Origin of the sequence: Amycolatopsis sp. NPDC051903 (assembly GCF_044452505.1) — a bacterium.
Lineage (GTDB): Bacteria > Actinomycetota > Actinomycetes > Mycobacteriales > Pseudonocardiaceae > Amycolatopsis.
Window position 1 is genome coordinate 197,141 of record NZ_JBITBT010000007.1, and the last position, 26,783, is coordinate 223,923.

General features: G+C 71.2%; 25 protein-coding genes. 5 read left to right on the forward strand and 20 right to left on the reverse strand.

The genetic code is table 11. From position 1 onward, the window contains the following. The first annotated feature begins 27 nt into the window (after positions 1-27). Genes ACIA77_RS19110 through iolD form a run of 5 tightly spaced genes read left to right on the forward strand, consistent with a single transcriptional unit; the run spans position 28 to position 5,576 of the window. On the forward strand, positions 28-1,050 hold the full coding sequence (locus ACIA77_RS19110; RefSeq protein ID WP_395887216.1) for a substrate-binding domain-containing protein: 1,023 nt from the start codon (positions 28-30) through the stop codon (positions 1,048-1,050). Continuing rightward, a complete protein-coding gene (locus ACIA77_RS19115) occupies positions 1,047-2,075 on the forward strand; it encodes an ABC transporter permease (protein WP_395887217.1) in 1,029 nt (342 codons plus the stop codon). The genes ACIA77_RS19110 and ACIA77_RS19115 overlap by 4 nt, the downstream gene beginning before the upstream one ends. Further along, positions 2,072-2,854: an ATP-binding cassette domain-containing protein gene (locus ACIA77_RS19120; protein WP_395887218.1), complete on the forward strand. Its 783-nt coding sequence runs from the start codon at positions 2,072-2,074 to the stop codon at positions 2,852-2,854. The genes ACIA77_RS19115 and ACIA77_RS19120 overlap by 4 nt, the downstream gene beginning before the upstream one ends. Further along, positions 2,851-3,744 carry a 5-deoxy-glucuronate isomerase gene (iolB, locus tag ACIA77_RS19125; RefSeq protein WP_395887219.1) on the forward strand — a complete coding sequence of 298 codons (894 nt, stop codon included), beginning with the start codon at positions 2,851-2,853 and terminating at the stop codon, positions 3,742-3,744. The genes ACIA77_RS19120 and iolB overlap by 4 nt, the downstream gene beginning before the upstream one ends. Beyond that, on the forward strand, positions 3,741-5,576 hold the full coding sequence (iolD, locus tag ACIA77_RS19130; protein ID WP_395887220.1) for a 3D-(3,5/4)-trihydroxycyclohexane-1,2-dione acylhydrolase (decyclizing): 1,836 nt from the start codon (positions 3,741-3,743) through the stop codon (positions 5,574-5,576). Before iolB ends, iolD begins: the two co-directional genes overlap by 4 nt. Here iolD and ACIA77_RS19135 read toward each other — a convergent pair. From ACIA77_RS19135 to ACIA77_RS19230, 20 genes are all read right to left on the reverse strand, one after another. Further along, positions 5,573-6,394, reverse strand: a complete 822-nt coding sequence (locus ACIA77_RS19135; RefSeq protein WP_395887221.1) for an alpha/beta fold hydrolase — start codon at positions 6,392-6,394, stop codon at positions 5,573-5,575. The two genes, iolD and ACIA77_RS19135, sit on opposite strands and share 4 nt — an antisense overlap. A 59-nt stretch (positions 6,395-6,453) precedes the next feature. Further along, positions 6,454-7,512, reverse strand: a complete 1,059-nt coding sequence (locus ACIA77_RS19140) for an NAD(P)-binding domain-containing protein (protein WP_395887222.1) — start codon at positions 7,510-7,512, stop codon at positions 6,454-6,456. A 44-nt stretch (positions 7,513-7,556) separates the two neighbouring features. Continuing rightward, positions 7,557-8,762, reverse strand: a complete 1,206-nt coding sequence (locus ACIA77_RS19145; RefSeq protein WP_395887335.1) for a diguanylate cyclase — start codon at positions 8,760-8,762, stop codon at positions 7,557-7,559. A gap of 1,365 nt (positions 8,763-10,127) precedes the next feature. Beyond that, entirely contained in the window at positions 10,128-10,868 is a 741-nt protein-coding gene (locus tag ACIA77_RS19150) for an SRPBCC family protein (protein WP_395887223.1), read from the reverse strand. 89 nt (positions 10,869-10,957) lie between these two features. Further along, positions 10,958-11,812 carry an FAD binding domain-containing protein gene (locus ACIA77_RS19155; protein ID WP_395887224.1) on the reverse strand — a complete coding sequence of 285 codons (855 nt, stop codon included), beginning with the start codon at positions 11,810-11,812 and terminating at the stop codon, positions 10,958-10,960. Then, positions 11,809-14,247, reverse strand: a complete 2,439-nt coding sequence (locus ACIA77_RS19160) for a xanthine dehydrogenase family protein molybdopterin-binding subunit (RefSeq protein WP_395887225.1) — start codon at positions 14,245-14,247, stop codon at positions 11,809-11,811. The genes ACIA77_RS19155 and ACIA77_RS19160 overlap by 4 nt, the downstream gene beginning before the upstream one ends. Then, positions 14,247-14,762, reverse strand: coding sequence for a (2Fe-2S)-binding protein (locus tag ACIA77_RS19165; RefSeq protein ID WP_395887226.1), 516 nt, complete (start codon positions 14,760-14,762; stop codon positions 14,247-14,249). The genes ACIA77_RS19160 and ACIA77_RS19165 overlap by 1 nt, the downstream gene beginning before the upstream one ends. A 482-nt stretch (positions 14,763-15,244) precedes the next feature. Continuing rightward, complete coding sequence (locus tag ACIA77_RS19170; RefSeq protein WP_395887227.1) at positions 15,245-16,357, reverse strand: XdhC family protein; 1,113 nt, start codon at positions 16,355-16,357, stop codon at positions 15,245-15,247. Beyond that, the gene (locus tag ACIA77_RS19175) at positions 16,350-17,465 is read right to left on the reverse strand and encodes a VWA domain-containing protein (protein WP_395887228.1); all 1,116 of its coding nucleotides are present in this window, start codon (positions 17,463-17,465) and stop codon (positions 16,350-16,352) included. The genes ACIA77_RS19170 and ACIA77_RS19175 overlap by 8 nt, the downstream gene beginning before the upstream one ends. Positions 17,466-18,052: 587 nt before the next feature. After that, positions 18,053-18,973 (reverse strand): AAA family ATPase, encoded by a 921-nt coding sequence (locus tag ACIA77_RS19180; protein ID WP_395887229.1) that lies wholly within the window; start codon positions 18,971-18,973, stop codon positions 18,053-18,055. Beyond that, on the reverse strand, positions 18,970-19,569 hold the full coding sequence (locus ACIA77_RS19185) for an NTP transferase domain-containing protein (RefSeq protein WP_395887230.1): 600 nt from the start codon (positions 19,567-19,569) through the stop codon (positions 18,970-18,972). The genes ACIA77_RS19180 and ACIA77_RS19185 overlap by 4 nt, the downstream gene beginning before the upstream one ends. After that, a complete protein-coding gene (locus tag ACIA77_RS19190; RefSeq protein WP_395887231.1) occupies positions 19,562-20,365 on the reverse strand; it encodes an IclR family transcriptional regulator C-terminal domain-containing protein in 804 nt (267 codons plus the stop codon). The genes ACIA77_RS19185 and ACIA77_RS19190 overlap by 8 nt, the downstream gene beginning before the upstream one ends. Positions 20,366-20,375: 10 nt before the next feature. Beyond that, a complete protein-coding gene (gene pcaC, locus ACIA77_RS19195) occupies positions 20,376-20,780 on the reverse strand; it encodes a 4-carboxymuconolactone decarboxylase (protein WP_395887232.1) in 405 nt (134 codons plus the stop codon). Next, positions 20,777-21,550, reverse strand: a complete 774-nt coding sequence (gene pcaD / locus ACIA77_RS19200; protein WP_395887336.1) for a 3-oxoadipate enol-lactonase — start codon at positions 21,548-21,550, stop codon at positions 20,777-20,779. The genes pcaC and pcaD overlap by 4 nt, the downstream gene beginning before the upstream one ends. Before the next feature lie 60 nt (positions 21,551-21,610). Beyond that, positions 21,611-22,162, reverse strand: coding sequence for a protocatechuate 3,4-dioxygenase subunit alpha (gene pcaG / locus ACIA77_RS19205; protein ID WP_395887233.1), 552 nt, complete (start codon positions 22,160-22,162; stop codon positions 21,611-21,613). Further along, positions 22,162-22,896, reverse strand: coding sequence for a protocatechuate 3,4-dioxygenase subunit beta (gene pcaH, locus ACIA77_RS19210; protein ID WP_395887234.1), 735 nt, complete (start codon positions 22,894-22,896; stop codon positions 22,162-22,164). Before pcaH ends, pcaG begins: the two co-directional genes overlap by 1 nt. A 31-nt stretch (positions 22,897-22,927) precedes the next feature. Then, positions 22,928-24,109, reverse strand: coding sequence for a thiolase family protein (locus ACIA77_RS19215; protein WP_395887235.1), 1,182 nt, complete (start codon positions 24,107-24,109; stop codon positions 22,928-22,930). Further along, positions 24,106-24,861, reverse strand: coding sequence for a CoA-transferase subunit beta (locus ACIA77_RS19220; protein ID WP_395887236.1), 756 nt, complete (start codon positions 24,859-24,861; stop codon positions 24,106-24,108). Before ACIA77_RS19220 ends, ACIA77_RS19215 begins: the two co-directional genes overlap by 4 nt. Then, positions 24,858-25,667, reverse strand: a complete 810-nt coding sequence (locus ACIA77_RS19225; protein WP_395887237.1) for a CoA transferase subunit A — start codon at positions 25,665-25,667, stop codon at positions 24,858-24,860. The genes ACIA77_RS19220 and ACIA77_RS19225 overlap by 4 nt, the downstream gene beginning before the upstream one ends. A 236-nt stretch (positions 25,668-25,903) precedes the next feature. Continuing rightward, positions 25,904-26,782 (reverse strand): carbohydrate ABC transporter permease, encoded by an 879-nt coding sequence (locus ACIA77_RS19230; protein WP_395887238.1) that lies wholly within the window; start codon positions 26,780-26,782, stop codon positions 25,904-25,906. Between the last annotated feature and the right edge of the window lies 1 nt (position 26,783).

The window sequence follows — 26,783 nt, forward strand, 5'->3', positions numbered from 1 at the left end:
CGAGGGAAGAAGCGAGGAGAGACACCGATGTCCCATCGCTTGAGGCGCGGCGGGCCGAGGCCGCGCGCGAGGGCCGGCCGGCTCGCAGCGGGCCTGCTGGCCGTCGCCGGCCTGCTGGTGCTTTCGGCGTGCACCGGGCCCGCGGCCGAACCGAAGGCCACCGCGCCCGCCGCGGCGCCCGTGACCTCCGGGCCGCTCAAGGTCGCGGTGATCACGCACGGCACCGCGGGCGACGCGTTCTGGAACGTGGTCAAGAACGGGGCCGAGCAGGCGGGCAAAGACCTGGGCGTGCAAGTCGAATACGCCTCCGACGGCGACCCGGGCGCGCAGGCCAAGCTGATCGACAACGCCGTCGCGCAGCAGATCGGGGGCCTGGTCGTCTCGATGGCGAACCCGGAGGCGCTCAAACCGTCGATCGAGGCCGCGGTGCGCGCCGGCATCCCGGTGATCACCATCAACTCGGGCGAGGACAAGAGCGCCGAGTACGGCGCGCTCACCCACGTCGGCCAGAACGAGACCATCGCCGGGCAGGAAGCCGGGAAGAAGTTCAAGGAACTCGGCAAGAAGAAGCTGCTGTGCGTGATCCACGAGGCCGGCAACGTCGGGCAGGCGCAGCGTTGCGACGGCGCGAAGAGCGGCTTCGCGGGCGACGTCCAGACGCTGCAGGTGGACATCTCCAACCCCACCGACGTCGAGTCGCGCATCCGCGGCGCCGTGCAGACCGACCCGTCGATCGACGCCGTGCTGGCGCTGAACTCGCAGGTCGCGGCCCGCGCCGTGAGCGCGATCAAATCGGTGGGCTCGAAGGCGCAGGTCGGCACGTTCGACCTCAACGCCGACGTGGTGGCGGCGATCAAGGCGGGTGACGTGCTCTTCGCCGTCGACCAGCAGCAGTACGAGCAGGGCTACCTGCCGGTGGTGTACCTCAAGCTGTATCGGGACAACGGGAACGTCGTCGGCGGGGGGAAGCCGGTGCTCACCGGCCCCGACCTGGTCGACAAATCCACTGTGGACAAGGTCGGCCAGTACGTGCAAAGGGGCACCCGATGACGACCCTCGACGAGCGGCTCGTGAAGCCGCGGCTGCTGGACCGGCTCGTGGTCCGGCCGGAGATCGGCGCGCTGCTCGGCGCCGCCGTGGTGTTCCTGTTCTTCAGCCTGGTCACCGAGAAGTTCTTCAGCGCCAGCGGCGCCGCGACCTGGCTCGACGACGCGGCGACGCTCGGCATCGTGTCCGTCGCCGTGTCGCTGCTGATGATCGGCGGCGAGTTCGACCTCTCGGCCGGGGTGATGACGGCGTCGGCCTCGCTGGTCACGGCCATCCTCGCGACGCAGGCGGGCTGGAACGTCTGGCTCGCGCTGCTCGTGTCGCTGGTGTTCGCGCTGGTCGTGGGCGCGTTCAACGGCTGGCTCGTGATGAAGACGGGCCTGCCGAGCTTCATCGTCACGCTCGGCACCTTCCTGGCGTTGCAAGGCCTCAACCTCGGCGTGACGCGGCTGGTCACGGGCACCGTGCAGGTGTCGGGCATGCGCTCGACCGACGGCTACGCCTCGGCCGGGTTCGTGTTCGCGTCGACCTTCGACATCGGGGGCACGCCGTTCCAGATCTCCATCGTGTGGTGGATCGGCGTGGTCGCCGTGGCGGCGTGGCTGCTGGCGCGCACGAAGTTCGGCAACTGGATCTTCGCCGTCGGCGGCTCGGCGGCGAGCTCGCGCGCGGTCGGCGTGCCGGTGGTGCGCACGAAGATCCTGCTGTTCATGGGCACGGCGCTCGCGGCGTGGCTCGTCGGCACGATCAACATCCTGCGGTTCGCGAGCGTGCAGGCGAACCAGGGCATCGGGCTGGAGTTCCAGTACATCATCGCCGCGGTGATCGGTGGCTGCCTGCTCACGGGCGGCTTCGGCTCCGCGGTGGGCGCGGCGATCGGCGCGCTGATCTTCGGCATGGCGCGCCAGGGCATCGTGTTCGCCGGGTGGGACAGCGACTGGTTCATGCTGTTCCTCGGGATCATGCTGCTGGCCGCGGTCCTCGTCAACAACGCCTTCCGGCGGCGCGCGGAAAGGGTCCGGCGATGAACGCTCCCCTGATCGAAGTCCGGGACGTCGGCAAGCGCTACGGCAGCGTCGTGGCCCTGCGTGACGTGTCCACTGTGGTCAACGCCGGCGAGGTCACGTGCGTGCTCGGTGACAACGGGGCCGGCAAGTCCACGCTCATCAAGATCCTCGCCGGCGTGCACCAGCACGACCGCGGTGACTTCCTCGTCGAGGGCGAGCCCGTGCGGTTCACCTCACCGCGCGAGGCGCTCGACCGCGGCATCGCGACCGTGTACCAGGACCTCGCCGTGGTGCCGCTGATGAGCGTGTGGCGCAACTTCTTCCTCGGCTCCGAGCCGACGGTGGGGTTCGGCCCGTTCCGCATGCTCGACCGCCGCAAGGGCCGCGAGACGACCAAGAAGGCCCTCGCGGACATGGGCATCGACCTGCGTGACGTCGAACAGCCCGTGGGCACGCTGTCGGGTGGTGAACGGCAGTGCGTGGCCATCGCGCGGGCCGTCCACTTCGGTGCGAAGGTGCTGATCCTCGACGAACCCACGGCGGCGCTGGGTGTGAAGCAGGCCGGGGTGGTGCTCAAGTACGTGGCGCAGGCCCGCGACCGTGGCCTCGGGGTCGTGCTGATCACGCACAACCCGCACCACGCGTACCCGGTGGCGGACCGGTTCCTGCTGCTCAAACGGGGTGCCGCGCTGGGCTCGTACGAGAAGTCCGAGATCGGCATCGCGGAGCTCACGCGCCAGATGGCGGGCGGGGCGGAGCTCGAAGCACTCGAACACGAACTGCGGGCGGTGGAATCGTGAGTGCGCTGCACCGTCCACACGGGACGCTCACCGACGAGTCCGACCCGGTTCTCCTCACCCCGGAGGAGGCCGGCTGGACGTACACGGGCCTGCGCGTGCTCAAGATCGGCCGGCGCCTGCCGCGCACGATCGAGACCGGCGAGTTCGAGGCGTTCGTGCTCCCCCTGTCCGGCTCGCTCACCGTGCGCGTCGACGACGAGGAGTTCGAACTCGAGGGACGCGAGTCGGTCTTCACGCGCGTCACGGACTTCGCCTACGTGCCGCGCGACGCCGAGGTCGAGCTGACGTCGGCGACCGGCGCGGTCGTCGCGCTCCCGATGGCCCGCTGCACGCGCCGCCTCGAACCGGCGTACGGGCCCGCCGAAGACGTGCCGGTCGAGGTGCGCGGCGCGGGCCAGGCGACGCGGCAGGTCACGAACTTCGGCGTGCCCGGGGTGTGGGACCACGCCGACAAGCTCAACGCGTGCGAGCTGATCACCCCCGACGGCAACTGGTCCTCGTACCCGCCGCACAAGCACGACGAAGCGAGCGAGTGCGAGGTCGTGAACGAGGAGATCTACTACTTCCGCATCGCCGGCCGCGACGGCGTCACCCCCTCGCGCGAGGGCTTCGGCCTGCACCGCACCTACACGGCCGACGGCGAGCTGGACGAGGACGCGGCCGTGCGCGACGGCGACGTCTTCCTCATCCCGCGCGGGTACCACGGTCCGTGCGTCGCGGCGCCCGGCTACCCGATGTACTACCTCAACGTGCTGGCCGGGCCCGCCGAGGAGCGCTCCATGGCGTTCTGCGACGACCCGGCGCACGGCTGGGTCCGCGACACTTGGAAGGCGCAAGCGCAGGACCCGCGTTGCCCGGCGACGGACCACGAGGGGCGGCTCTCGCGATGAAGCTGACGACCGCGCAGGCCTTGGTGCGCTGGCTGCTCGCCCAGCGCTCCGAAACGCTCGACGGCCGGGAGGTGCCGCTGTTCCCCGGCGTGTTCGCGATCTTCGGGCACGGCAACGTCCTCGGCCTCGGCACGGCGCTCGAAGAGCACCGCGACGAGCTGCCCGTGTGGCGCGGGCACACCGAGCAGGGCATGGGCCTCGCGGCCGCCGGGTACGCGAAGGCGACGCAGCGGCGGCAGGTCGGGGTGGTGACGTCGTCGATCGGGCCGGGTGCGCTGAACCTCGTGACCGCCGCCGGCGTCGCGCACGCCAACCGGCTGCCCGTGCTGCTGCTGCCGGGTGACACGTTCGTCAACCGCGCCCCGGACCCGGTGCTGCAACAGGTGGAGCCGTTCCACGACGGTACGGCGACGGTGAACGACGCCTTCCGCGCCGTGAGCCGCTACTTCGACCGGATCACGCGGCCGGAGCAGCTGCTCGCGACGTTGCCGCAGGTCGCGCGGGTGCTCACCGATCCGGCCGACTGCGGACCGGTGACGCTCGCGCTGCCGCAGGACGTGCAAGCCGATGTGTTCGACTTCCCCGAGACCCTGTTCGAGCCGGTGACGCACCGCGTGCCGCGGCCGCGGCCGGACCGCCGGGCGGTGACGGAAGCGGCGGGGGTGCTGCGCGCCTCGCGGCGGCCGTTGCTGGTGCTGGGTGGCGGAGTGCGGTACTCGGGCGCGGGCCGGCGAGCGCTGGACTTCGCGGAGCAGCACGGGATTCCCGTCACGGAAACGACGGCGGGCCGGACGCTCGTGCCGCACGAGCACCCGCTGCACGCCGGGCCGCTGGGCATCACCGGGTCGGCGTCGGCGAACGCGCTGGCCGCCGCGGCGGACGTCGTGCTGGCCGTCGGCACGCGGCTGCAGGACTTCACCACGGCGTCGTGGACGGTGTTTTCGCCGGACCTACGGCTGGTCACGCTCAACGCGGCCGGGTTCGACGCGGTGAAGCACGGTGCGCTGGCCGTCGTCGGAGACGCGCTGGCCGGGCTGGACGACCTGACCGCGCAGCTGGAGAGCTGGCGCGTCGATCCACAGTGGACATCCCGGGCGGCCGAGGAGCGTGCCCGCTGGGACGCGCACGTCGATGCGCTGCGGGGCGCCGCGACGGAGATCCCGAGCTACGCCCAGGTCGTCGGCGTGGTGAACGACCTGTCGCGGCCGCACGACTACGTGCTGACCGCGTCGGGCGGCCTGCCCGGTGAGCTCATCGGCGGCTGGCGCGGCTCGGGCGAAGTGAGCATGGACGTGGAGTACGGCTTCTCGTGCATGGGCTACGAGCTCTCCGGTGCGTGGGGCGCGGCGATGGCCCACCCCGGGCTGGTGACCACGCTGCTCGGCGACGGCTCGTACCTGATGCTGAACTCCGATCTGTTCTCCGCGGCGTTCGCGGGCCACCCGTTCGTCGCGGTGGTCTGCGACAACGACGGGTACGCCGTGATCGCGCGCCTGCAGCAGGGCCAGGGTGGCAAGCCGTTCAACAACTTCTACGCCGATGTCCGCACCACGCACACGGCGGCGCCGCGGGTGGACTTCGCGCGGCACGCGGAAGCGTTGGGCTGCACGGCCTTCTCGGCGACCTCCGTTGCCGAGCTGCGGGACGCGTACGCCAAGGCGCGCGCGGCGGCCGTCGCGGAGAACCGGCCCGCGGTGGTCGTGGTCCGCACGCTGCCCGCGGCCTGGACGGAAGCGGGCGCGTGGTGGGAGGTCGGCGTGCCGGAGCACCTCGCGGGCCGGCCGGAGTTCGACGCCGGCAAGCGGGGACAGGTGCGGTACCTCGGCCGTTAGCGCAGGGCGGCGTCGAGCCAGGGCTTCAGGACCGGCAGCACGGCTTTCGCCTGCATGGCGCCCAGGTGGTCGAGGCCGTCGAGCAGCGCGACGGTCCAGCCGCCGGCTTCGAGGGCTTCGCGGTTGCGCACGAGCGGGCCGGCGAGGTCGACGGTGACGCCACCCCAGCGTTCGCCGTACTCGATGCGGTCCTCGGTGCCCGCGAAGCACAACCGCGGGACCTTCACCTGCGCCGGGTGATCGTCGAATCCGCGCAGGGCTTCGTACAGCGTGACGAACTGCCGGGTCTGCGCCGTGGACAGGGTGAAGTCGGCGGAGTCCCAGTCGCCCGGGGTGGCGGCGCCGCCTTCGGTGCGGGGCATCTCGTGGGTGGCTCGGGTGACCGCGAGCATTTCGGCGTACGGGCCGTCGAGCGGCGGGTAGCCGCCCATCGCCAGCGCCGTGAGGCGGTCGGTGCGCAGCGCCAGCTGCAGCCCGGAGAGCGCGAGCCAGGAGTAGCCGTAGTACGCGAACTCCCCGGCGCCGGCCGCCGTCGCGATCGCGAGCAGGTCTTCCGAGACGGCGTCGGGGGTGAGGGTGTCCGGGCGCGGGTGGGCGAGCGTGTGGCCTTCGTAGTCGAACGCGATGACGCGGAAGCCGGTGAGGCCGTCGACGAGGGAGCGGCCCAGTGCCGGGTCGGCGCCCCACTGGCGCATCGTCTCCGCCTGCTCGCCTTCGGCCTGGCGCGGGTTCACGGGCAGGAGCACTGCCGGTCCGTCGCCGTGGACCTCGACGTCGATCGTGGTGCCGCCGGGCAGCTCGACCATGTCGTCCCCCATCTCTTTACAGCGTAATGTGATGGCGGCGACGATACTTTACGCCTTACGGAGTTGTCGAGTCACTTGCCGAGGAGCCGGCGGATCTCCTGCACTGCCGCACGGCCGGCGCGGTTGGCGCCGACGGTGCTCGCCGACGGCCCGTAGCCCACGAGGTGCAGGCGCGGTTCGGCGACGACGCGCGTGCCGTCCATGCGGATGCCGCCGCCGGACGCGCGCAGGTGCAGCGGTGCGAGGTGATCGAGGGACGCGCGGAAGCCGGTGGCCCACAGGATCAGGTCCGCGGGCTCGAAGGTGCCGTCGGCCCACCCGACGCCGTCGGGCACGAGGTGGTCGAACATCGGCTTGCGGTCCAGGTAACCGGCGGCCTGCGCGGCGCGGACCTCCGGCGTCACGGCGAGGTCGGTGACGCTCACGACGCTCTGCGGGGGCAGGCCCTCGCGCACGCGCTCGTCGACCTTCGCGACGGCCTGGCGGCCCCAGTCCTCGCTGAAGTCCTGGTCGCGCCACACCGGCGGGCGGCGGGTGACCCACGTCGTCGACTTCGCGACGGGCCCGATCTCCATGAGCAGCTGCACGGCCGACGTGCCGCCGCCGACCACGACCACCCGGCGGCCGCGGAACTGCTCGGCGCCGGTGTAGTCGGCGGTGTGCAGCTGACGGCCGCGGAAGGTCTCCTGGCCCGGGTAGTGCGGCCAGAACGGCCGGTCCCACGTGCCCGTCGCGCTCACGACGGCGCGCGCGGCCCACGTCTCGGCGGGCGTTTCGACGAGCAGGCGCTCGCCTTCAGCGCGAACGGCCGTCACGTCCACGGGCCGGTGCACGGGCAGGTCGAAGGTCTTCTCGAAGCGCCCGAAGTACTCGGAAACGACCTCGCTGGCCGGGCGGCTGGTGTCGGGCGTGCCGAACGCCATCCCGGGCAGGTCGTGGATGCCGTGGACCTTGCCCACGACCAGCGACGGCCAGCGGTACTGCCACGCGCCGCCGGGCCGTTTGCCGTGGTCGAGCACGACGAAGCCGGTCTCGTTGGCGAACCCCGCGCGGCGCAGGTGGTACGCCGCCGACAGGCCCGCCTGCCCGGCCCCGATCACCACCACGTCGGTCTCGTGATCCGCAGTCATACAACGTTCAACGAAATCGGTGATCGCGTATTTCGAGCGGTGACTCACACGGCGACGCGGTTGCGCCCGGCGTCCTTGGCCCGGTAAAGCGCGGCGTCGGCGGAGCGCAGCACCTTTTCGAGGGTGTCGCCGGAGCCCGGGTAGCCCGCGACCCCGACCGAGACGGACAGCCCCGCGATCTCGCTCGCGCCGCCGACGACCAGGCGCAGCTCCCCCACCGCGACACGCACGCGTTCGGCGATGGCGAGCACGTGCGGCCCGGCGGTGTCGGGCAGCAGGACGACGAACTCCTCGCCGCCGAAGCGTCCGACGGTGTCGGTCTGGCGCACGGCGTCCTCGATCGCCACGGCGACGGCGGCCAGGACCTCGTCGCCGGTGAGGTGGCCGTAGGTGTCGTTGATGCGCTTGAAGTGGTCGAGGTCGATCATCAGCACGGCGAACTCACCGCCGCGGCGGGCGCGGGTGAACTCGCGCGAAGCGAGCACGTGCCAGCCGGCGGTGTTGAGCAGGCCCGTTTTTTCGTCCGTCACGGCGGCGACCTGGAGCTGCTGCTTGAGGAGCAGGTAGCGGTGCAGCAGCAGGAGGGGCGCGACGACGAACACCACCAGCACGGGCTGCGCGACGAGCGCGAGGGCGGCCAGGCCGCCGAGGCACAGCGTCGCGAACTCGAACGCGTTGTCCTCCCACGTTCCGATGAGGTCCGCGGACTGCCGGCTGCCGGTGTACAGGTAGATCCCCGCCGCGACGAGCGCCGTGTTCACCGCCTCGAACACGGCCGCCGCGATGCCCAGCGCGAGGACGCCGTGCCAGGTGTTGAGCGTGGCGTCGTTGAGGTGGTCGACGGTGAGGATCGCCGACGCGGCGAAGCAGCTGAGCATCGCCCACGCGGTGCTGGCGGCGAACCGGTGCGCGGGTCTCGTGCGGACGTTGCGCCACACCCGCAGCCACAGGTGCAGGTACAGCACCAGCGCGAGCACCGCCACCCACGCCGGCGGCAGCAGGAACGCACCGGCGAGGTACCAGACGGACGTGACGTTGATGTGCGTCTGGCCGCTCATCCACCGGCGCAACCGCTCGCTGCGGCGTGACATCTCCGCCTGGCCGACCCCGAGGACCACCAGCGCGGCGAACCAGCCGAACTGGACCGCACCACCGAAGTCGACGACCATCGCGGTGACGGTGGCGGCCACCGCGGCCACTTCGGTGACCAACGCGTACCCGATCCACCGCGTGCGGGCCACCGACCACATCGCCCACCGCGCCGGCCAGCCACGCCACGCCACGAGCGCACCCCGGACCCCTGGGGGGCCAGCACCCTGCATCGTGGACGCCCCCACACGAGTCAGCCGACGAGGTGGCCCAGGGTAGCCGCTCACCCCGACGTGGTGCCCGGACCGGGGGATTTCCCACACGGCCTCTGCCCGCCGGTCATGACGGGAGTAGAGCGGTGGGGCAGTTTTGTGAGGTAGTGGGGTGGATGCCGTCGTTCGGGTGTGCGCCTTTGCTGCCAGTCGTTGGCGACGAGCAGCGGCTGGGTGAGTTGGGCGGGTGAATGTGCGGCGGTCGCCGGGGTCGGCCGAGTTGGGCGGAGGTTGGAGGCGGCCGCTGGATCGGTCGCTGCGGGCGAGCGCGTTGGTCGCGGCGGCCGATGGCTGCGGGCATTCCGCGGCAGTCTCGATCCAGTGGGAGCCCGCCGCCGATCAACCCTTCACCGGCCCGCAACTCGACCCGCTCACCCGCGGATGCGTGGGGTTGTCCACAGGGTTGCCGAGTTGTGGATGAATCGGGCCTGTTGGCCTTGAGCACCGGGGTTTGTGGACTGGGCCGATTGAATCGAGATGGGCACGCCCCCAAGGGAGGGCGGGTTTCCGCGCCAGAATCGATTCGATCGAATGCCGCACGCCCCGCCGATGCCGCGGGTCCGGCACCATCGCCAGGTGTTTGCGCAGGTCACCCGCCCATCCAGGGCGCACCGTCCACCGCCATCAGCGAGGCACAACAGGGATCAGGCACGATGACGCAGCGGGCACGGCTCTCACACGATCATGGGACTTCGACGCTCGCATGATCAACAGAGACCATGACCGCCCTGCGTCCAGGGCCACCCGACTTTGCCGGAACCCTGTCTGGTGAGGGCGGGCCGGTCTTCCGGCGCGGCTGCTCGCAGCAGCTCAGACCGGTGTTCGAGCGTGGCGTTCCCTGGGTACAGCCGAGGGCTGGACACGGGCTGTGTTGTGGCGGCGCGGGCCAGTTTCATGCGCAGCTTTCCGGGACATGCGCCAAACGCACAGCGAGCCGGGCTCGAGCGCAGCGTCACCGGGCCGCGCCGCAACGAGTGGTCGTTGCCAACCGCAAGCAGAGTGCGCCGGGAGCAACCGCAGCGTGCCGGGGTGCGGAAGCGGGCGTTCCCAGCCGCAAGCGTGAGGCAGTGCGCGCCGGACGCAGGCGGGCATCGAGAGGCGGGCGTCAAAAGGCGAGAGGTCGTAGCCAGTCGCAGGCATGAAACAGTGCGCCGAGCTCAAGCGCAGCCGTGGGCCGCAGGTGCACAACCGCCGACGGGCGCCCGGTGGGGGCGGCCCGTCGGCGACTGGAAAGACCCTTCGAAGCGGTGCGCGTCAGCGTTTGCGGACCGCGCGGATGATCATGAGGATCACGAAGAGCACGGCGGCGCCGGCGGCGACGGGGATGAGGCGTTTGGCCACCGACTGCCCGGCGTAGTCCAGGAGGTCGATCGCTTCGGTTTCGCCCGTGGAGCCGCCCGCGGGGACGCTGCGGAGCTGCGGCTTGGGGGCGGTTTCGGTGGCGTCGGCGGCTGACTGTTCGGCCAGGTCGCCGGTTGCGGCGGCTTCTTCCGAGGCCGCGGCGGCGGAACCAGCAGCACCGGCAGCCGGGGCCGCGGGAGCCTCCGGGGCGGGCTTCAGGGAGTTCGCCAGGTTGTCGGCGAAGGTGTCCAGGATCTTGCCGCCCACCTCGGAGATCAGGCCGCGGCCGAACTGCGCCGGGCGGCCCGTGATGGCGATGTCGCTGGCCACGTCGCCGTGGGTGCCGCCGTCGTCGGTGGGGCGGAGGGTGACGGTGACGGTGGCGGCCGCGGTGCCGCCGCCGCGGGAGTCCTTGCCGGACGCCTTGATGACGACCTTGCGGGCCGCTTCGTCCTTTTCGAGGAACTCGCCGGAGCCCTTGTACAGCAGGGAAATCGGGCCGAGCTTGACCTTCACCGTGCCCGTGAAGGAGTCCCCCTCCACCTTCGTGAGCGTGGCCCCCGGCATGCACGGGGCGACGCGCTCCGGGTCGATGACGGCCTGCCAGACCTCCTCCAGCGGTGCCGGAACGGTGAATTCGTGGTCGAGCCGCACGGGCCGACCTCCTCTCCTGCGTCGAGCGGGCAAAACCGTTGAGGCCCACCTTACGGCTGTGGCAGCCGGAAGGTGGGCCTCGTGCCGGATCAGGCTCCGACGGCGGCCGCGAGAGCGCGGCCCGTCAGCACCCTCGCGAGGTGCTGGCGGTACTCGACGTCGGAGTTGCCGTCGGCGGCCGGACTGGTGCCGTCGGCGGCGTGGGCGGCGGCCGCGCGGATCACGTCCGCGCTGGCCGAAGCGCCGACCAGCGCCTGCTCCACGGCGGTGGCCCGCACCGGGGTGGAGCCCATGTTCGTCAGCGCGACGCGGGCCTCCTCGATCACGCCGCCTTCGGTGCGGACGGTGACGCCCACCGCGACCATCGACCAGGCCTGCGCGACCCGGTTGAACTTCTCGTAGTGCGCGCTCCAGCCCGTGTGCTTGGGCAGCCGCACCTCCACGAGCAGTTCGTCGGGCTCCAGCACCGTCGTGAAGAAGTCCTGGAAGAACTCCGCCGCCGGCACCGTGCGCCGTCCCTTCGGGCCCTCGATGACCAGGGTGCCGTCCAGCGCCAGCACCGTCGCCGGCAGGTCACCCGCCGGGTCGGCGTGCGCCAGCGAGCCGCCGAACGTGCCGACGTGGCGCACCTGCGGGTCCGCCACCGTGTCGGTCGCCTCCTTGACCAGGGCGGCGTGTTCGGCGACCAGCGCGTCGCGCTGCACGTCGTAGTGCGTGGTCATCGCGCCGATCACGAGGTCGTCGCCGTCCTCGCGCACACCGCGCATCTCCGCGACCTTGCGCAGGTCCACGATCGTGGTCGGCGCGGCCAGGCGCATCCGCAGCACCGGGAGCAGGCTCTGCCCGCCCGCCAGCACCTTGGCGTCCTCGCCCGCCGCCGCGAGCGCCTGCACTGCTTCGTCCACACTGGACGGAGCCACGTACTCGAACGGGGCCGGGATCACTGGGCACCTCCGGAGGTGTCGATCGAACCGAGGCCACCACCGGCCTCCGAGCCGGCTCCCCCGGCTGCCGTGGTTCCGTGCTGGATGGCGTGCCACACGCGCATCGGCGTCAACGGCATCTCGATGTCGTTCACCCCGAAGTGGCGCACGGCGTCGACCACCGCGTTGACCACCGCCGGCGTCGAGGCGATCGTGCCCGCCTCGCCGACGCCCTTGGCGCCCAGCGGGTTCGTCGTCGACGGCGTCTCGGTGCGCGCCGTGGTGAACGACGGCAGGTCGGCCGCCGACGGCAGCAGGTAGTCGGCGAACGTGCCCGTGGTGAGCGTGCCGCTCTCGTCGTGCACGGCTTCCTCGAACAGCGCCTGCGCGATGCCCTGCGCGAGCCCGCCGTGCACCTGGCCCTCCACGATCAGCGGGTTCACGACCACGCCGACGTCGTCCACGCAGACGTACGAGCGCAGTTTGATCCAGCCCGTCTCGGTGTCCACCTCGGCCGCGCACAGGTGCGTGCCGTGCGGGAACGAGAAGTTCTCCGGGTCGAACGTGGCGTCGGAATCGAGCGACGGCTCGACCCCGTCCGGCAGGTCGTGCGCGGCGAACACCGCGAGCGCGACGTCCTGCAACGTCGTCGACGAGTCGGTGCCCTTCACGGTGAACTTGCCACCCGCGAACTCGAGGTCGTCCTCGGCGCACTCGAGCATGTGCGCGGCGATCGGCTTGGCCTTCGCGATCACCTTCTCGGCGGCCTTGATGACGGCGATGCCGCCGACCACCAGTGAGCGCGAGCCGTAGGTGTCCATCCCCTTGTGCGAGGACTGCGTGTCGCCGTGCAGGATCTCGACGTCCTCGAACGGGACACCCAGCTGGTCGGCCACGATCTGGCTCCACGCCGTCTCGTGCCCCTGGCCGTGCGCGGAGGCACCGCTGGTGACCTCGACCTTGCCGGTCGGCAGCATGCGCATCGACGCGTACTCCCAGCCACCGGCTCCGTAGTCCAGCGAGCCGAGCACCCGCGACGGCGCGAGGCCGCACATCTCCGTGAACGTGGAGATGCCGATGCCGAGCTGTACCGGGTCACCCGAATCGCGCCGCTGCTGCTGCTCGCGCCGCAGGCCGTCGTAGTCGAAGAGTTCCTTGGCCTTCGCGGTGGCGGCTTCGTAGTTGCCCGAGTCGTAGGTCAGCCCGGCCACCGTGGTGAACGGGAACTCCTCGTGCTTGATCCAGTTCTTCTCGCGCACCTCCATCGGGTCCATGCCGAGCTCGTCGGCGAGCTCGTCCATGATCCGCTCGATGGCGAACGTCGCTTCCGGTCGCCCGGCGCCGCGGTAGGCGTCGGTGATCGTGGTGGTGGTGAACACGTTCGTGCACGCGAAGTGGTAGGCCGGGAACTTGTAGATGGCGTTGAACATGAACGCGCCGAGGATCGGTACCCCGGGACCGACGAGTCCGTTGTAGGCGCCCATGTCGGCGAGCAGCTCGACCTTGAGCCCGGTGACGGTGCCGTCGGCGTTGGCGGAGATCGTGATGTCCTGGATCTGGTCACGGCCGTGGTGCGCCGTGAGGATCGACTCGGACCGCGATTCGTTCCACTTCACCGGTTTCCCGAGCTTCTGCGCCACGAGGACGGTCATCATCTCCTCGGGCAGCACGCCGATCTTGCCGCCGAAGCCGCCGCCGACGTCGGGCGCGATCACGCGCACCTTGTGCTCCGGCAGACCCAGCGTCATCGACGTCATCACCCGCAGGATGTGCGGGATCTGCGTCGCCGACCACATCGTCAGCTGCGTGCTCGTCGGGTCGACCACGCACGCGCGCGGCTCCATGAACGCCGGGATCAGCCGCTGCTGGCGGAACCGGCGCTTGAGCACGATCTCCGACGACGAGATGGCGTCCTCGACGTTGCCGCCGGTGCCCGCCTCGCCCGAGTCGAACGCCCAGAACGCGTTCTTGTTGGTGCCCAGGTCCTCGTGCACGAGCGGCGCGCCCTCGGCGAGCGCGGCCTCCATGTCGAGAACCACGGGCAGCTCGTCGTAGTCGACCTCGATGGCTTCGAGCGCGTCGTGGGCCTCGCCCGCGCTGCGAGCGGCGACCACTGCGATGCCTTCACCGGCGAAGTTGACCTGGCCGTCGGCCAGCACTGGCCGGCGCGGGGACTTCATGTCCGGCGTGATCGGCCACGCGCACGGCATGCCGATCGAACCGTCCGGGTCCAGGTCCTTGGCGGTGAAGACGGCGACGACGCCGGGCGCCTGCTTGGCCGCCGTGGTGTCGATCGACGTGATCTTCGCGTGCGCCATCGGGCTGCGCAGCACCGCGAGGTGCAGCATGCCCGGGAGCACGATGTTGTCGGTCCAGCGGGTGCGGCCGGTGATGAGCCGCTCGTCTTCCTTGCGGCGACGGGACTTCCCGACTTCGGGTTCGATCGTGGCGGTCATCACTCACCACCCACGCCGACGTGCTTGATCTGTTCGGCCGCGGGTCCGGCGCCCGGGCTCATGTGCTTCGCGGCGTCGCGCACGGCGCGCACGATGTTCTGGTAACCCGTGCAGCGGCACAGGTTCCCCTCGAGTCCTTCGCGGACGGCGTGCTCGTCCGGGTCGGGGTTGTCGGCCAGCAGGTCGATGGCTTGCATGATCATGCCGGGCGTGCAGAACCCGCACTGCAGGGCGTGGTTGTCGTGGAACGCCTGCTGCACGGGGTGGAGCTGCCCGTCGCGCGCGAGCCCCTCGACCGTCGTGACCTCGCTGCCGTCAGCCTGGACGGCGAGCATGGAACAGGACTTCACGCTGTGCCCGTCGAGGTGAACGGTGCAGGCGCCGCAGTTGCTGGTGTCGCAACCGACAACAGTGCCTGTTTTGCCGACCCGTTCCCGTAGGTAGTGGACGAGCAGCGTACGGGGCTCCACTTCATCGGTGTACTTCGTGCCGTCGACAGTGACGGTGATGCGCATGAAAGGCCTCCAAGAGCAAATGCCCGCCTGACCCTGGTGGGGGCCGGCGGGCCGGTTCGGGAACGGCCAAGGCGCGATCGTGATCGGCCTCACAGGCGAGCCTGCTACTCCTTTCACGCGCGGACAAGTCCTGATGTCGCACATCCCGGCCTTGCTCCCGCATCTGCACGAATATTCACGAAGGATTTCCGCAGATGCGGACCTCCGTCCGGGTGATTTTTCAGCCCGGCGCGAAGATCGGCCGCGTCTCAGGTGGACGGTCGCGGCAAGGTCGTCTTCCGCCTGGACGTCGGGATTCCCGGCAATTCGTTCACTTCGGCGGTGATCGACGGCAGCTCCCGGGGTTTCGCAGCCGCAGATCCCGGTCCACTGTGGCCAGTACTCCGCACTTGCGCCACGAAGTGTGATTCTTTCCCGCAGTTACGAGTTCACGGCAAAGGTCCCGCACTCCTTCCGGAGCGCGGGACCTTTTCACGGCGGACTCAGCTGTGGATGCGCCCCGACAACGCGGCGAGCCGGCGGCCCGTGCCGCTCCAGCGCAGCGCGATGATCTCGGCCGCGATGGACACCGCGGTTTCCTCGGGCGTGCGGGCACCCAGGTCGAGGCCGATGGGCGACGAGAGGCGCTCCAGCTCCGCCTCCGTGAGCCCGGCCTCGCGCAGGCGCGCGAAGCGGTCGTCGTGCGTCTTGCGGGAGCCCATGGCGCCCACGTAGCCGACGTCGAGGCGCAGCGCGACCTCCAGCAGCGGCACGTCGAACTTCGGGTCGTGCGTGAGCACGGCGATCGCGGTGCGGCTGTCGATCCGGCCGGCCTCGGACTCCGCGGTGAGGTAGCGGTGCGGCCAGTCGACGACGACCTCGTGGGCGTCGGGGAACCGGCTGCTGGTGGCGAACACGGGCCGCGCGTCGCACACCGTGACCTGGTAACCGAGGTAGGAACCCATGCGCGCCATGGCGGCGGCGAAGTCGATGGCGCCGAACACGAGCAGCCGCGGCGGCGGCTCGAACGAGTTCACGAACACAGCCATGCCTTCGCCGCGGCGCTGGCCGTCCGGGCCGTAGTGCAGCGTGCCGGTGCGCCCGGACGCGAGCAGGCCGCGCGCGTCGTCGGCCACGGCGTCGTCCATCCGCGACGAACCGAGCGAACCCTCGGCGCGGTCGGGCCACACGACCATGCGCTCGCCGACCAGGCCGGGCGTCTCGTGCTCGATGATGGTCACGATGGCGACCGGTTCACCGCTGCGCACGGATGCCACGACCTTGTCCAGCTCCGGCATCGACTCGCGGTCCAGGTGCTCCACGTAGATGTCGATGATCCCGCCGCAGGTCAGGCCCACCGCGAACGCGTCGTCGTCGGTCACGCCGTAGCGCTGCAGCACGGGCTTGCGATCGGCGACCACTTCCTGCGCCAGCTCGTAGACGGCGCCCTCGACGCACCCGCCGGAGACGCTCCCGGCAACGGTTCCGTCCGGTGCCACCACCATCGACGCGCCCGGTGACCGCGGGGCCGACGAGAACGTGGCCACCACGGTGCCGAGGCCGACAGTCTCACCTGCCTGCCAGCGGCGGTACACGTCGTCCAGTACGTCACGCATCGGTCATCTCCCCGAGCAGTTGTTCCAACGTCGCCAGGCTGTGCCCTGCCAGCAACCGGTCGATGTGGGGCAGAGCGGCCACGATGCCGGACTGGACCGGTGCGTAGCCCTCCCGCCCCGCGTGCGGATTCACCCAGAATACGGCGTGCGCGAGCCGGCGTAACCGGCCGAGCTGTTCGGACAGCAGGCTGACGTCCCCGCGTTCCCAGCCGTCGGAGAACACCACGACCACCGAGCGCCGCGCGATCCCGCGCTGGCCCCAGCGGTCGAGGAACACCCGCAGCGTCTCGCCGAGCCGCGTCCCACCGGCGAAATCGGGCACGGCGCCGCCGGCGGCGAGCATCGCCTGTTCCGGATCGCGCTGCCGCAGCTGGCGCGACACGCGCGTCATGCGCGTGCCCAGCGTGAAGGTCTCGACGCTCGCCGGCGCGGACCTCGTGAGGACGTGGGCGAAGCGCAGGAGCGCGTCGGCGTACGGGCTCATCGAGCCGGAGACGTCGATCAGCAGCACCACGCGCCGCGGTCTGGTCCCACGGCGGCTGTGGACGAGGCGGACGGGCTCACCGCCGTCCGCGAGCATGGCGCGCAGCGTGCGCGAGGGGTCCAGCCGGCCCCGGCGAGCCGGTCTCCGGCGCGCCGCGCGGCGGGCCGGAGGCACGGGTTTCAGCGTGGCCAGGAGTTCGCGCAGGTGCTCGCGTTCGGCCTTGGTGAGCTCGGAGAGGTCGCGGTGGCGCAGCACTTCGTGGTCACTCGCGGCGACCCTGAGGGTGTCGGGGCTGTCCTCGCCCTCGGAGCTGCCCTCCGCGTTCGCGGAGAGCGGAGCGATGCGCGCGCGCTTTTGTGCCGGCGCGCCCGATTTGCCCCGGGGTGTGTCGTCGGCGTCGAACCAGCGTGCGAAGGCTTCCTCGTAGCGCGGCAGGTCGTCGGGATCGGAGCACAGCGTGAGCCGGCCGGCCCAGTAGAGCTGCGTGGACTCCGAGATGTCCACCTCCGCCACCGCCGCCAGGTACGCCTGCACGCGCCGCGCGTCACACGCGACCCCCGCCTCCCGCAGGGCCGCCGCGAACCCGGCGAACCCCGCCAGCGGATCGGCGACTTCGGTGTTCATACCCCCATTGTGCAACGAATCCGGCCCGGCCCGCTTCGCGATCACCGAGTGCGCACGCCGCCCCTCCCCTGCGGCGGCGCGCGCACTCGACGGCTCCACGCAGCGGCCGACCCAAGGTAGCGGGAGGGTGGGCGCGCGGAGGCTCTCGGAAAAGGCTGGTGGTGTGGGCGAAGTGCCCTGGCGCCTGGCGACCGGCGCTCAGGCGGTGCGTGACCGGGTCAGCGCACGGGGAAGACCGCGCCGGCACGGTCGGAATCGGTCATCCGCACGGTCTTCCTCCTCTCGGCTGCTGCTGTCTTGGTGACGCCGAAAGCATGACTCGCGAGGCGTGGTCCGGTCAACGCAATTACCTCGGGTGTCCACAGTGGACGGGTTCGGCCGGGAACCCCGGAGTTCCCGGGTACCGAGCGGGGGCGCACAGCCGAGCCGCGACGGCGAAACCCGCCGCGCCGACGGCGGACGGGAAGCTCGCTGCCGTCGGGAAGTGTGCGGCACGTCGCCCGGTCCGCCTGAGCGGCCGTGCCGACCGCGGCACTCGGGTGGGAGTGGCGTTCAGCACCCGAAGTTGCCCACGCCCGCGGTGCGGGTCAGGAGAAGAGCGTGTCCAGCTTCGCGCGGACGCGATCGAGGTCCTCGCTGTACTTCAGGACCGCGCCGAGGGTGCGGGCGGCGGTCGCGGCGTCCAGTTCGTCCCGGTTGAGGGCGAGCAGGGCGCGGGCCCAGTCGAGGGATTCGGCGACGCCCGGGGGTTTGAGCAGGTCCATCTCGCGGAGGCGGTGGACGGCGTCGGCGACCTGGCGGGCGAGCGTTTCGCCGATGCCGGGGATGCGGCGGCGCAGGATGGTGATCTCTCGGGCCAGGTCGGGGTGCTCGAGCCAGTGGTAGAGGCAGCGGCGCTTGAGGGCATCGTGGACTTCGCGGGTCCGGTTCGAAGTGAGGACCACGAGCGGCGGCTGGGTGGCGCGCACCTCCCCGTACTCGGGGATCGTGACGGTGTACTCGTCGAGCAGCTGGAGCAGGAAGGCTTCGAACTCGTCGTCGGCGCGGTCGATCTCGTCGACGAGCAGCACGCAGGGCGCGGTGGTCAGCGCCTGCAGCAGCGGGCGCGCGAGCAGGAACCGCTCGGTGTACAACGACCGCTCGGCCGTGTCGGCGTCGAGCCGGCCGCCCTCGGCGGCTTCCAGAGCGCGCAGGTGCAGGAGCTGGCGGGGGAAGTCCCACTCGTAGAGGGCCTGCGCGGCGTCGATGCCCTCGTGGCACTGCAGGCGCACGAGCGGCAGGTCGAGCGCGGCCGACAGCGCGAGCGCCAGCGAGGTCTTGCCGGTGCCCGGCTCGCCTTCGCAGAACAGGGGGCGGCGCAGCCGCAGGGCGAGGAAACCCGCCGTCGCCAAGCCCTCGTCGGCGAGGTACCCGGTGGCGTCGAGCGCGGCGGTGAGCTCTTCGGGCGAGGCGAGGGACTCGGTCACGCCCCTGATCGTAGAGCCCGACCGCGGTTTTTCGCCCGTCATCCCGGCGTTCCCGGGGTCCGGCCCAGGTCAGCGGGCCGATCGACGTCCCGGCCGCTGCCCAGGTCGCCGCACTCCACGAATTCGACCCCTTCACGGCCGCGCAACCAGTCGCGCGCCCCGCGGTCGCCCTGAGCCGACTCGGCGATCTCGGTCCACCAGCGCCGGCCGAACACCACCGGGTGCCCGGGCACGCCGTCGTAGGCCGCCCGCCGCACCGCCGTCGGGGACGCGCCGGCCGCCACGCGCGCGAGGGCCGCGGCCGGCACCCACGGCAGGTCGACGAGGTGCACCAGCACCGCGACGGTCTCCTCCGGCGCCGACCGGTCCAGCGCCATCAGCCCGGCCCGCAGCGACGCGCCCATGCCGCCTTCCCAGCCCTCGGCGTAGATCGCCTGGCCGGGATCGGGCAGCAACGCCCGCACGTCGTCGGCCGCCGCTCCCACGACCACGCGCACCGGCCCGCAGCCGGCGTCGGTGAGCGTGCGCAAGGCCCGCCGCACGAGGGGTTCGCCGTCCAGCTCGACCAGCGCCTTGGGCCCGCCGAAGCGCCGTCCCGCGCCGGCGGCCAGCAACAGCCCCGCGACCCCGTCAGCCACGAGCGACCTTCGAGACGGACACCGCGAGATCGGCCGCGATGGCGCCGGCGGTTTCGAGCAGCGGGGGCACGAGGTCGGTGCGGACCAGATCGATCGGCGTGCGGCTGGCGTGGGTGGAGATGTTGACGGCGGCCACCGCGCGGCCGAGGCGGTCGCGGATCGGCGCCGCGACGGAACGCAGGCCTTCTTCGAGTTCCTGGTCGACCATCGCCCAGCCCTGCTCGGCGACCTTGGCGAGCTCCGCCTGCAGCGCGGCGCGCTCGGTGAGCGTGTGGGTCGTGAGCCGGTCGAAGTCCGCGACCATCAGGTACGCCTCGAACTCCGCCGGGGACATGTCGGCGAGCAGCACGTGGCCCATCGACGTGGCGTAGGCCGGGAAGCGCGTGCCGACGTTGATGCTCACGGTCATGATCCGCGACACCGCGACGCGCGCGACGTACACGATGTCCGGCGGCTCCAGCACCGACACCGAGCTGGATTCGCGCACCTGCGCGGAAAGCCGCTCGAGGTGCGGCTGCGCGATCTCCGACAGCGACATGCTCGACAGGTACGCGTACCCGAGGTCGAGCACCCGTGCCGTCAGCGAGAAGTACTTGCCGTCCGTGCGGACGTAGCCCAAGTCCACGAGCGTGAGCAGGAACCGGCGAGCCGCGGCCCGGGTCAGCCCGGTGATCCGCGCGACGTCGCTGAGCGTCGGGTGCGGTGCCTCGGCACTGAACGCCTTGATCACCGCGAGCCCGCGCTCCAGCGACTGCACGTGGTGCGCGCCGCGTTCGACCGGATCGTCGGAGTCCATGACGCGAACCCTATCCGGCGTCGGGGACCTGCGCCGTCGGCTCGCCGAGTTCGGCCAGCGTGCGCTGGGCGATCGCCATCGCCGTGTTGGCCGCGGGCACTCCCGCGTAGACACCCGTGTGCATCAGCACCTCGCGGATCTCCGCGGCGGTGAGGCCGTTGCGGATCGCCGCGCGGACGTGCATCGCGAGCTCGTCGTGGCAGTGCAGCGCGGTGAGCGTGGCCAGGGTGATGCAGCTGCGGGTTTTGCGGTCCAGACCATCGCGGGTCCAGATCGAACCCCACGCCGTTTCCGTGATGTACTCCTGGAACGGCTTGCTGAACTCGGTGGTCCGGGCCGTCGCGCGGTCCACGTGCTCGTCGCCGAGGACTTCGCGGCGCACCTTCATGCCCGCTTCGTACCGTTCGCCGGTCACTGCGCTCCTTCCGTGATGTGCCGCAGGATCAGCCGCGTGAACTCCTCCGGCTGTTCGTAACTGCCCAGGTGCGCCGCCGAAGCGACGACTTCGAGCCGCGCGCCGGGCACGCCTTCGGCGATGAGCGTGCCGTGGGGGTCCGGCGGGGTCGCGGGATCGTCGGCACCCGCGATGACGAGCGTCGGCAGGCTGATCTTCGGCAGCTCGGCGAGCAGGTCCATCCGCTCGATCACGCCGCAGCAGGCGGCGTACCCCTCGTCCGGGCAGTCCTCCATCATCCGGCGCAGGAACGCGACCTGGTCGGGGTGCGCCTGCACGTACGCCGGCGTGACCCAGCGCCCGACGCCGGCCTCGGCGACGACCGCCGTGCCCTCGGCGCGCACCAGGCGCGCCCGGTCCGCCCACATCTCCGGCGGCCCGAGCTTCGCCGACGTGCAGCACAACGTGAGGCTCCGCAGCCGTTCGGGCGCGTGGATCCCGAGCCACATGCCGGTCATCCCGCCGAGCGAGAGCCCGACGAGGTGCGCCTGGTCGACACCCAGGTCGTCGAGCAGCGCCACGACGTCGCCGCCGAGGTCGCTCAGTTCGTACGGCCCGTCCGGCACCGGCGAGGCACCGTGGCCGCGCGTGTCGTACCGCACGACCCGGTAGCCGCGCTCGACGAGCGGCGCCACCTGCGGCTCCCACATGCGGTGATCGCTGCCGATCGAGTTGGAGAACACCACCACCGGGCCGTCGTCGCGACCTTCGACGACCCGGTGCACCCGCACACTCACTGCGCTACACCCTCCGAAATGGACACTGCGGACACCTGCCCCGCCGAACCGCGGTCAGAGCTGGAAGAACACCGTCTCGCCGTCACCCTGCAGCCGCACGTCGAAGCGGTAGCCGTCGTCGGTCTTCTTCGCCACCAGCGTGTCCCGGCGCTCGGCCGGCACGCTCGCCAGCACCGCGTCGCCCGAGTTGTCCTGGTCTTCGAAGTAGATCCGCGTGACCACCCGGTTGAGCAGACCGCGCGCGAAGACCGACACGTCGATGTGTCGCGCCTGCTCGCCCTGTTCACCGGGCAGCACACCCGGCAGCAGCGTGAGGATGCGGTATTCGCCGTTCTCGTCGGTGGGGCACCGGCCGAACGCGCGGAAACCCGACTCGCTGCGGCCCCGCGGGTCGTCCGGGTGGTCGAACCCGCCCTGCGGGTCGGCCTGCCAGGTCTCGATCATCGCGTCCGGCACCACCGCGCCGGCGCCGTCGGTCACCGTGCCGCGGATCCAGAACGCGCCCTCGGTGCCCTCAGGCACCACGAACGGCCCGTCTTCCCACGGCAGCCCGATCGACAGGTACGGCCCGACGGTCTGCGACGGCGTCGTGAGCAACTCGCTCATCAGTCCTCGTCCTCCTCGTCCTCGAACACCGACTGCTCGCGACCCCGCACGACGATGTCGAAGTCGAACGCCATCGCCCACTCCGGCACCGTGCGCTCCAGGTTGAAGCGGGAGATCATGCGCTCGCGGGCCTTCTCGTCGGGGATCGAATTGAAGATCGGGTCCTGCGAGAAGAGCGGGTCGTCCGGGAAGTACATCTGCGTGACCAGCCGCTGCGTGAACGCCGAGCCGAACACGGAGAAGTGGATGTGCGCGGGGCGCCAGGCGTTGTCGTGGTTCTTCCACGGGTACGCGCCGGGCTTGATGGTGGTGAACTCGTAGCGCCCGTCGTCGTCGGTCAGCGCGCGGCCGAGCCCGTCGAAGTTCGGGTCGATCGGCGACGGCCAGCGGTCGCCGGTGTGGCGGTAGCGCCCGCCGGCGTTGGCCTGCCAGATCTCGACGAGCGAGTTGCGGATCGGGCGCCCGTCACCGTCGAGGAGCCGGCCGCTGACGATGATGCGCTGGCCCTGCGGCTCGCCCTCGTGCTGGCGCGTGAGGTCGTTGTCGAGTTCGCCGAGCCGGCCGGGGCCGAGCAGCGGACCCGTGACCTCGGTCAGCATCTGCGGGAGCAGGACCAGCGGCTGCGAGGGGTGGCGCAGCTTCGTGGACCGGTAACCCTGGTAGTCCAGTGGAGCGTTCGTCTCCTCCGGCTCCCGCGGATAGCGGGGCAGGCGGAGATCGGTGGGTGAGGCCACGGTTCCTCCGTATTCGATCAGCGGTGTTCGATCACTGGCGTTCGATGACGACGGCGAGCCCCTGGCCCACGCCGATGCAGATCGCGGCGACGCCGTAGCGCCCGCCCGTCTGCTGCAGCCGGTAGGCGAGCGTGCCGAGGATCCGGCCGCCGGACGCGCCGAGCGGGTGCCCGATCGCGATGGCCCCGCCGTGGACGTTCACGAGCTCGGGGTCGAGCTCCTTCCAGTCCTTGAGGCACGCCAGCGACTGCGCGGCGAACGCCTCGTTGAGCTCGACGGCCGCCACGTCGTCCCAGCCGATGCCCGCGCGCTCCAGCGCGATCTCCGCCGCGCGCACCGGGCCGATGCCGAAGACGTTCGGGTCGACGCCCGCGGCCCCGCGGCCGGCGATGCGGGCCAGCGGCGCCTTGCCGAGCCGCTTGCCCGCGGCCTCGTCGCCGAGGAGCAGCGCCGACGCGCCGTCGTTGATCGGCGAGGAGTTGCCGGCCGTGACGGTGCCTCCGTCGCGCTTGAACGCCGGCTTCAGCTTGGCCAGCTTCTCCATGGTGGAGTCGGGCCGGATGCCCTCGTCGCGGGTGAGCTCGACCCCCTCGACGGGCACGACGTGGTTGTCGTAGAAGCCCTCGTCCCACGCGCGGGCCGCGTTGACGTGGCTGCGCACCGCGAACTCGTCCTGCTCCTCGCGGCTGATGCCGTAGCGCTGCGCGAGGTACTCGGTGGAGTCACCGTTGGAGATCACGTACTCCTCCGGCATGGCCGGGTTGACCATGCGCCAGCCGAGCGCGGAGTTGTACAGCGTCTGGTTGGCGGCCGGGAACGCCTTGTCCGGCTTGGCCATCACGAGCGGCGCGCGGCTCATGGACTCCACGCCGCCGGCGGCGATGAGCGACGCGTCGCCCACCTGGATCGTGCGGCTCGCCTGCATCACGGCGTCGAGCCCCGACCCGCACAGGCGGTTGAGCGTGCCACCCGGCACCGACGTCGGCCAGCCGGCGAGCAGCGTGGCCATGCGCGCCACGTTGCGGTTGTCCTCGCCGGCACCGTTGGCGTCGCCGAAGAGCACCTCGTCCACAGTGGACGGATCGAGGTCGTTGCGCGCGGCGAGCGAGCGCAGCACGGTCGCCGCGAGGTCGTCAGGTCGCACCTTCGACAGCGCGCCGCCGTGACGGCCGAACGGGGTGCGGATCGCGTCGAACAGGAAAACGTCGCTCATTCGCCGGCCTTCTTCAGTTCGCGGAGCAGGGTCAGTTCCTTCTCGGTGGGCGCCGGGGTCGTCTTGAGGTCCGCCGCCGCCTTCAGTTTCCACCCGGTGGCCGCCACGACCTGCTCCAGCTCCACCCCTGGGTGCAGCTCGGTGAGCGTGAGCTCGGAGGTCTCGGGGTCCGGCCGCATGATGCCGAGGTCGGTGATGACCAGCGTCGGGCCCGCGCCGCGCAGGCCGAGCTTCTCGCGGTCGCCCTTGCCCCTGCCGTGGCCGAACGAGGTGATGAAGTCGACCTTGTCCACGAACGCGCGCGGGCTCTGCCGCAGCACGACGAACACCTCCTTGCAGGAGGCGGCGATCTCCGGAGCGCCGCCCGCACCGGGGAGGCGGACCTTCGGGTCGTGGTAGTCGGTGCCGATGACCGTGGTGTTGATGTTGCCGAACTTGTCGAGCTGCGCGGCGCCGAGGAAACCGACGTCGATGCGGCCGGGCTGCAGCCAGTAGTTGAAGACCTCGGGCACGCTCACCACGGCGTCGGCGGTGTCGGCCAGCTCGCCGTCGCCGATCGACAGCGGCAGGCGGGTGGGCTTGGCGCCCAGGCAGCCCGATTCGTAGATCAGGGTGAGGTTCGGCGCGTGCGTGCGCCGCGCCAGGTTCGCCGCGGTGCTCGGCAGGCCGATGCCCACGAAGCACGACGTGCCCTCGTGCAGGGCGCGCGCCGCGGCGACGCTCATCATCTCGTCGGCGGTGTACTCGCTCATGCCTTCACCCCGGTCAGCTCGTTCAGCCACTTGGTGAACTCCTCGCGGTCACGCCCGATCGGGTCCCACGCCTGGTAGGCCGAGTTGTCGCGCTCGTAGTACCCCGCCGCGTACGACGGCTTCGCGCCACCGGGCGCCTCGGCCACGGCCGTGACGGCCCACGTCGGCAGCACGACCGCGCCCGGCCGCGGCTCCAGCTCGTCGACGACCTCCTCGACCGTGACCAGCGACCGCTTCGCCGCCAGCACCGCCTCCTTCTGCACGCCCGCGATGCCCCACAGCTGCACGTTGCCCGCGCGGTCGGCGCGCTGGGCGTGGATGATCGTGACGTCGGGGTTCAGCGCCGGCACGGCCGTGAGCTGCTCGCCGGTGAACGGGCAGGTGATCGGCTTGATCGTGTCCGTCTGCGCCGGCAGGTCCGTGCCCGTGTACCCGCGCAGCACCGCGAACGGCAGGCCGGACGCACCGGCGACGTAGCGGTTGGCCATGCCCGCGTGGCTGTGCTCCTCGATCTCCAGCGGCACCGGCCAGCCGTGCTGCACGGCGTCGCGGAACCGGTGCAGCGACCCGACACCCGGGTTGCCGCCCCACGAGAAGATCAGCTTGCTCGCGCAGCCCGCGCCGATCAGCTGGTCGTACACGATGTCGGGGGTCATCCGCACCAGCGTGAGGTTCTTGCGCCCCTGCCGGATGATCTCGTGCCCGGCCTCGACCGGGATGAGGTGCGTAAAACCCTCGAGCGCGACGGTGTCCCCGTCGTGGACCAGCTCGGCGACCGCCTCGCCGAGCGACAGCACCCTAGCCATCGCGAGCCTTTCCGTGTGGACCCCGTGGTCCCGGTCGTCTGACAAGTACTGGGAAGCACTGAACATGCGCTGAACGCGGATCGCAAGCCTCAAGTGTTCGGATCGCGCACACAAGTTCTTGATAAGAACATAGCACGAGCGGGGCCGGTGAGGCGAGAGCCGAGCCGACCCGGACGAACGAAAAGCCCCCTCCCCCGGGACGACCGGGAAAGGGGGCTTCGGAGGTGACCGCGGAGCTACTCCTTCATGCCGCTCGCCGCGATCCCGCGGACGATGAACCGCTGTGCCACCAGGAACATCGCCACCAGCGGCGCGATGGTCACGAGCGCGCCGGCGAAGAGCGCCGGCAGGTTGATCGTCTGCGCGGTGAGGAACGTCGAGAGCGCGATCTGGGCCGTCCACGACGACGGGTCCTGCCCGATGACCAGTGGCCACAGGAAGGAGTTCCAGCTCTCGATGAACATCAGCGCCCCGAGCGAGGCGATCATCGCGCCGGAGTTGGGCAGCACGAGCCGGCGGTACACGCCCAGGTAACCGAGCCCGTCGAGCCGGCCCGCCTCCTCGATCTCCGCCGGGAACCGCAGGTAGAAGTTGCGGAACAGGATCACGGTGAACGCGCTGAACAAGTTCGGCGCGATGATGCCCCACTCCGTGTTCACCCCGCCCATCGCGCCGACCACCACGAACGTCGGCACGAACGTCACCGACTGCGGGATCATCAACGTCACCAGCACGTAGGTGAACACCGCGCGCCGCCCCGGCACGTCGATCCGCGCGAGCGCGTACCCCGCCATCGAGCCGAACATCGTGCCCACCGGCGCCGTGACCACGGCGATCACCAGCGAGTTGAGCAGCGCGTGGCCCATCGGCACCGACGGGTCGGCGAACAGGTCGCCGAAGTTCACCCACGACAGCGGGTCCGGCAGCCAGGACCACTCGGGCGACGCGACCTGTGCCCGGGTCATCAGGGCGTTGCGCACCATGATGTAGAACGGCAGCAGGAAGATCAGCACCAGCACACCGGCGAGCAAGTACTTCGGGACCCGGCCCCAGCCGCCCGAGCGCTCGCGCACCTTCGCCGGCACCACCGGCGCGTTCCCGGTCAGCACGGCCATG